This is a genomic window from Limosilactobacillus walteri (assembly GCF_014830205.1).
GTDB lineage: Bacteria > Bacillota > Bacilli > Lactobacillales > Lactobacillaceae > Limosilactobacillus > Limosilactobacillus walteri.
Window position 1 is genome coordinate 25,033 of sequence record NZ_QORN01000051.1, and the last position, 7,064, is coordinate 32,096.

The following is a 7,064-nucleotide window of genomic DNA, read 5'->3' on the forward strand; positions in this document are numbered from 1 at the left end:
TAAAAGAGGCCGGTGAAAATTTTCATCGACCTCTTTTAGTTATTTAATTTGACTTAAAATCTTCTTTACGCTTTGTGATTGAAATTCTTGTTCGGCTTGGGCTGAAACTTCTTGAATTTGGCTTGCTGTCATTTGTGGATTTTTGGCCATGGCTGCTTGTACTTTTGCGGTAACAAATGCACGGCCTTGTGCTAGGGATTGCGCCTGCATTTGTTTACCAGCAGAGGAATTGGCAAGTTTATTGAGCTTTTTAGCTTGGTTAGTTGTTATTTTGACATATGACTGCGGATATTCAAGAGTGTTTGTCCGCTTAACAAGGGTGTTATCCATCCCTGACCAAGCATATAAAACTTTATAGAAATTATTTTTATACTGCCAGCGTGTTTCAGTGGTTACCAAACGTGGGGTGGTATTTTTTGTCCACTTAATTTTGCTATTAGTATACTCATTTGCTTGTGTATGGTCAGGTGTTTTTTGTCGTTGCTTGGTGTTATAGAGATAAACATCATCTTGACCGCTTTTACCAATTGGTTGATACAACGCAAGGGGCATCGATGAATTAGATGCAGAGTAAATACGCTTGCTTGTAGTTGTAGTGACTTGGTGCATCCCAAAATGGTGACTGTAATTTAAGGTCATCAAGGTTGTTGAACCAATGAAAATGATGCCAGTAATAGTTGCGAGAAGTATTCGGAGGTTTTTACGCTGAATAAACATCATGCAGGCGAAGAAGAATATTGCCCCTAAAAAGGTTAAAATAATAACCATTTACTTAGCACCTCCCTTGTCTGAAGAGCCAGCAATATCATCACTATCGATTCGGACATGAATTCCATTACCGTTTGTAACGAATAATGTTAAGAAAAGACCGATTAATGAGAAGGCGACAGCGAACCAAAAGGCAGCATGATAACCCATTAAAGTAGCATCAAACATCTTGGACTTATATTGTAATGGTGCTTGAACAAGAAGGGCGTGTGCTGGTTTATTGCTGTTTGTAACATTAGTTAATACTGAAATCATAATTGCCGTCCCAACAGAGGTAGCAACTTGGCGAACCGTATTGTTAACCGCAGTACCATGAGAGATAAGTCTGTAAGGTAGAGAGTTCATTCCGGCAGTTGTGACCGGCATCATAACCATTGAAATACCAAACATCCGCACGGCATATAAGAAGATAATATAAATCGTTGGTGTATCGCGAGTAACAAGTGCAAACGGAATGGTACCAACACTTAGAATGAACATTCCGGTAAAAGCTAATCGCTTAGCACCATGACGGTCAAATAAGTTCCCGGTAATTGGACTCATGAATCCCATAAAGAGGGCCCCGAATAAGAGGGTAAGCCCAGAATGAAAGGCCGACATCCCATGAATAATTTGGAGGTAAAGCGGAATAACAAATTCTACCCCCACCATTGCCATCATTACAATAGAACTCAAAATTGTAGCAAGTGAGAATTCTTTACTCTCAAAGACCTTAAATTCAAGGAATGGTTCATCTAATTTATTTTGCCGCATTACTAAGAAGACGACCAGAATTGCTCCAACGATAATCGTTGTAATAACTACCGGATTTGTCCAGCCTTTATCACCAACGCTAGAGAAACCGTAAAGCATGCTCCCAAAACCAAACGTGGAAATAATAACCGAGAACCAATCAAGGTGTGGTTTAGCATTAGGAATAACATTTTTAACGGTAAAAATACTACTAATAATAACTGCTGCTGCAATCGGAGCAATCATGCCGAAGAGCCACCGCCAGCTAAATGTGTCAATAACCCATCCGGATAGGGCAGGACCAATTGCAGGGGCTAATCCAATTACTAATCCGTTAATCCCCATGGCTGCGCCCCGCTTTTCTGGTGGATAGACGGTTAACATGATATTTTGCATTAGCGGCATGTTAATACCGACACCAACCGCTTGAACAAGTCGTCCTAATAAGAGAACCGCAAACGAAGGTGCTAACCATGCCATAATAGTACCAAGTTCAAAAATTGACATTGCAATAATAAAAAGACTTTTAGTATTAAAGCGACTGGTAAGGTAGGCACTGACTGGAATCATAATTCCATTAACCATTAAAAAACCAGTAGTTAACCATTGAACTGTTGAAGTGCTAATATTAAAAGCATCCATTAATGCTGGGAATGCTGTTGATAAAATGGTTTGGTTTAAAATAGTACAAAAAGCTCCGATTAATAGAATAAAGACCATTAAGGAGCGATTGTATGCTTTACCATTAATATCAACAGGCTGTTGCGCTTGATTCACTACTAGAATCCTCCTTTTAAGAATTTTTAGCAATGTGAAAAATATAATACTATCTGATATCTTTGTCAAATTATTTGACAAAGTTGACGGTTTTCCTATAATTTATAGCATAGAATTTAGTTTGGAGGAGAACAATGGACCGAGTTTCAAATCAGGTTAGAAAAATGATCGTTAGTAAACAGCTAAAGGTTAGTATGACTGAGGTATCACGGGTAACTGGTGTTTCGACAAGTCAATTACGATACTGGGAGAAGAAAGGGTATATCCAATCTGAACAGGATGACCAGAATAAAAATCATTATTTTAGCCTACCCACCATTTTTCAAGCCTTTACCATAAAGCTTTTTCTTGATCAGGGATACACTTTGACGATGGCGGTAAAGAAAGAACAACAACGGCGTGAACTTCATCGTGTATTCGAACGTTTTATTACGGATTGCATATTGGAGATAAAGCAGACTGGTGAAAAAGAGGGAGAGATTAAATTAGGACCTCTGGCCGATGACCCGACTAAAGAGGTCTATGCAACAATCAATCGGAATAATACAAGTCTTCACTTACGTCCGCTAAATAACGAATAATTAACGTCTTGTTATCTTTGTGGTATGGTTGAACTAGGTAGATAAAGGAAAGCAATTAGAAAGGGACGACCACAAGTGACTACAACGGGTTTAAGTTACGGTGAATTAAAGGCTGATGCCAAAGAAACGGCTTTAAATTCATTTATTAATTTTTATGTTGACCAATATGAAAAAGGAAGCTTAGAAATCCTTAGTTCACATGTTTCAAACGAGGTAATGTCAACTATTAATGAAGTTTTACGAGAAAATAATTTTATGGGTCATCGCGAGTTAGTCGATGTTAGTTACCGTCTTAGTAAACCAGCGTATCAAGAAATTTTAACTCAATTAGTAGGGGTAAAGTTTCTTGAAGATGGGGAACCAGTAGTTGATTGGAAGATTGCTTGGCAGGAAAAAGAAGAAAAGCTGCCCGAAGAAGATTGAATATTGAATATATTGAGGAAAATAACCGCTTCGGCTAGCGATCTAAGCAATAGTTTTTGGTAATACTTACTAAGTAACAAGAAAGGAGAAAGAGTCAATGCTTTTTCTCCTTTCTTGTTACTCCAACTTAGTTGATAAGATTTAATTTAAAGCTTAAGCAATTACTACCTTCATATTTATAGATGTGGTAAAATAATAATAGTTTTACGTACGGATTAAATAGATAGACTAAGCGCCAAAATTATATAGTAAATAATAAAAAAGACCGACCTTGCAATAACAAAGCGGTTCTTTTGGCCTACTTAAAATTCCGTTAATTAACGTTATAAAAATCTATAAAAGGGAAAGGTATTATGGCAAAATTAAAGATTAAGAATAATGAGGTTGCCTTTTACGCCATGGGTGGTCTTGGCGAAATTGGTAAAAATATGTACTGTGTTCAATTCCAAGATGAGATTATCGTTATTGATTGTGGGGTTTTATTCCCCGAAGACGAATTGCTTGGGGTTGATTATGTAATCCAAAATTATGATTACTTAATTGAAAACAAGGATAAGATCAAGGGAATTTTCATTACCCACGGTCATGAAGACCACATTGGAGGATTGCCGTTCTTCTTGCAAAAGGTTAACGCACCGATTTATGCAGGACCATTTGCGATGTCCTTAATTAAGGGGAAGCTGGAAGAAAAGCACCTTCTTCGCAATGCAGAATTGCATGAGATTAATGAGTTTGATGAAGTTCACTTTAAAAAATTATGGGTGAGTTTCTTTAGAACAACGCACTCGATTCCAGATACGTTGGGTGTTGCCGTTCATACCCCACAGGGGACAATTGTTCAAACTGGTGACTTCAAGTTTGATTTGACCCCCGTAGGCAATTTACCGGGACCAAACCTTCAACAGATGGCTAAACTAGGCGATGATGGGGTGCTCTTATTGACGTCTGATAGTACGAATGCGGAACGCCCAGAATTTACCAAGTCAGAACGCTGGGTTGACATTCATATTCGGCGATTATTTGAGCGTATTAAGGGGCGGATTATCTTTGCTTCATTTGCTTCAAATGTTTATCGTTTACGTGAAGCATCTGATGCGGCAATTGCTCAGGGTCGTAAGATTGCGGTATTCGGTCGTAGTATGGAAAATGCGATTACAGCGGGGCAAGAGTTAGAGTACCTTAATATCCCTAAGGACTCTTTAATTGATCAAAATGAAATTAATAACTACCCGCCGGAAAAAGTAATGATTATGTGTACTGGGTCGCAGGGGGAACCAATGGCTGCTCTGAGTCGGATTGCTAATGGTACTCACCGGCAAATTACAATTCAACCAGACGATACAGTTGTCTTTTCAAGTAATCCAATTCCAGGTAATACAACGAGCGTGAATGCTTTAATTAACAAGCTTGAAGAAGACGGCGCTAATGTTATTCATGGTTACGTTAATAACATTCATACATCAGGACACGGTGGTCAGGTCGATGAAGAATTTATGTTACGCTTAATGAAGCCTAAATTCTTTGCGCCAGTCCATGGTGAATATCGGATGCAAAAGATCCACACTAAGTTAGCAGAGATGACTGGTGTACCTAAGGAAAACAGTTTTGTTTTGGCTAACGGTGATGTTTTAGCTTTAACTAAGGATTCCTGTCGAGTAGCAGATCATATTGATAGCGTTAGTGACGTTTATATCGACGGTCGGGATGCCGGAGATACGGTTGGTAATCCTGAGATTCGCGAACGTCGCCTTCTTTCAGAAGAAGGAGTTGTTACGGCGATTGCAGTGGTTGACTTAAAGGATTACCAAATTGTTGCTGGACCTGATATTGTTTCGCGTGGGTTCGTTTATATGCATGAATCACAAGAATTGATTAAGGCTGCTAACCATGAAGTATTCTGGGCAATTCTTAATACTTTTAAGAATCATAAGCATGTTGATCAACGAGTATTAAATCGGACAATCATCAGCAGGTTACAAAAGCTTTTGTATGATCGGACAGGGCGACGTCCAGTGATTATCCCAATGGTGACAATCTTAAATGGTAATAACCGTTCAGAAAATCAACATTATCGTCGACCAAACAATAAAAAGAACCAATCACATAAGAACGAACAGCAAAATAATCACAACCACCGTAAACCACAACGTCATCCTAAAAAGAAGGTCGCTACAAAGGAAAATCAACCAGTAGCAGCTAACGAAACTAAATAATTATTAATGAGGACTTGCAGATTTTTTGCTTGCAAGTTCTTTTGTGTTTTAAACTAGAAATTGAATGATTGTTCTTAAAACTAAGGGCATTGTTTGGTATCATCATATTTAGCAATTATTTTTTAATATTTCTCAGAGAGGATGAGGATAAATGACCGGAAACGATTATTTGAGGATCTGGTACCGGGTACAAATTGGGGCAACCCTAGTCATTTTAGCAATGATGATGATTCGCAATTACGAATTTAATCGGCAAACAATGGCTTTAGCCTTATTAATTATGGTTGCAATTTTAGCAATTGGCTTAACATTTGAACTGCTTCCTAATATCCCGATGTTGGTAAAAAAATTAAATGCGTGGCTTCAAGTAATTACTCAACCGTTGATTTTAGTTTTTGCTTGGGATGTTATGGTTCGTGAGATTATTGTATTACTCCATTTACCATCACGCGGGGTCGTGACAATGATGATTTTTTACTACATCATTATGTTTGCGCCGTTTGCGAGTGTAGTTGGTGAGTTAATGCATTGGAGCATTGAGCGGTTATTATTCATTGCGTGGCTAGCACAAGTTACGTTTACACCTTTGATTGCGCTTCCTGCGGACTTAGTTAATAACAATTTTTTGTTGTTAGCATTGTCAACAGGAGCTGTTGGTGCTGTTGCTTTTTTTGTCTTAACAACAACTGTAATGCGGACTTGGCACTTATCATGGCCAGGTTTAAAACCTCATTGGAGTGGGGATTTTAATTGGTGGATCTTTGCTGGATTAGTACTAGTTGATATTATTTTTATGGCTTTTAATACTGGCGAAATGCCTAATTTTCATAAAGTTACTTGGGACTTTACTTTTTCCGCATTTGAAGCCGCCGTTATGGAGGAGACATTATTCCGTTTTGCCATTCTAGGTATTTTATTTTACGCTTGGCGTAACTTAAAGCAACGGTTGCCGCTAGCTCTTGCTACGAGTTCAATCTTATTTGGAATTGTTCACCTTGCAAACTATGGGCCACAGGAATGGTCAATGACAGTTTTACAAGCAATTAGCGCCGCCGGAATTGGTCTTTTCTTTGCAACTGTATACGTTTATACAGGTCAGTTATGGTTAGCAATGGTGATGCACTTTTTGTTGGATTGGACAGCCTTCATTGCATCTGATTCTACTTTAATGACAGGCAAGGTTACATATCAAGATTGGCTTGGGACGGGAATCGAATTAGTGGTCTTTATCGGTATTACTGTCTGGATGATGTATGGTCAGCGTCGTCAAGTAATGGAACGCCATGTTGACCGCTTGACTGGTGAACACCAGCGGTTTGATTTTATGATTCAATATTAAAAATAAGCTCTCTGATCAGAGCGAAAAATGGTGTATTTTGACAAAAATAGGGCTGTAAAAGCAGACATTAGTAAAGGGAAAATACTACAATATATGAAAAAACGGATATCTGTCAACTGGTATGGTTGACTAAAAATACTTCCTACAAAAATGTAGGGGGTATTTTTTTACGAAAAAATACAATCGATTCTTAAAAAGAAAAATTTTTGATTGGCAAAACCATAACAAGTT

6 protein-coding genes are annotated in these 7,064 nt (G+C 38.2%); 4 read left to right on the top strand and 2 right to left on the bottom strand.

Annotated elements, in window-relative coordinates; genetic code table 11:
• Positions 1-39: 39 nt before the first annotated feature.
• Together DTK66_RS10100 and DTK66_RS10105 are read right to left on the bottom strand one after the other, a co-directional pair.
• Positions 40-768, bottom strand: coding sequence for a DUF4811 domain-containing protein (locus DTK66_RS10100; protein ID WP_191668583.1), 729 nt, complete (start codon positions 766-768; stop codon positions 40-42).
• Entirely contained in the window at positions 769-2,277 is a 1,509-nt protein-coding gene (locus DTK66_RS10105; RefSeq protein WP_191668584.1) for an MDR family MFS transporter, read from the bottom strand.
• A 134-nt stretch (positions 2,278-2,411) separates the two neighbouring features.
• On the opposite strand from DTK66_RS10105, the gene DTK66_RS10110 reads away from it, so the two are divergent.
• From DTK66_RS10110 to DTK66_RS10125, 4 genes are all read left to right on the top strand, one after another.
• The gene (locus tag DTK66_RS10110; protein ID WP_153930506.1) at positions 2,412-2,858 is read left to right on the top strand and encodes a MerR family transcriptional regulator; all 447 of its coding nucleotides are present in this window, start codon (positions 2,412-2,414) and stop codon (positions 2,856-2,858) included.
• A 75-nt stretch (positions 2,859-2,933) separates the two neighbouring features.
• Positions 2,934-3,281, top strand: a complete 348-nt coding sequence (locus DTK66_RS10115; protein ID WP_191668585.1) for a DUF3368 domain-containing protein — start codon at positions 2,934-2,936, stop codon at positions 3,279-3,281.
• Positions 3,282-3,634: 353 nt separating this feature from the next.
• Complete coding sequence (rnjA, locus tag DTK66_RS10120) at positions 3,635-5,494, top strand: ribonuclease J1 (protein WP_153930507.1); 1,860 nt, start codon at positions 3,635-3,637, stop codon at positions 5,492-5,494.
• Between the two features lie 151 nt (positions 5,495-5,645).
• Complete coding sequence (locus tag DTK66_RS10125) at positions 5,646-6,833, top strand: CPBP family intramembrane glutamic endopeptidase (protein WP_191668586.1); 1,188 nt, start codon at positions 5,646-5,648, stop codon at positions 6,831-6,833.
• The last annotated feature ends 231 nt before the right edge of the window (positions 6,834-7,064 follow it).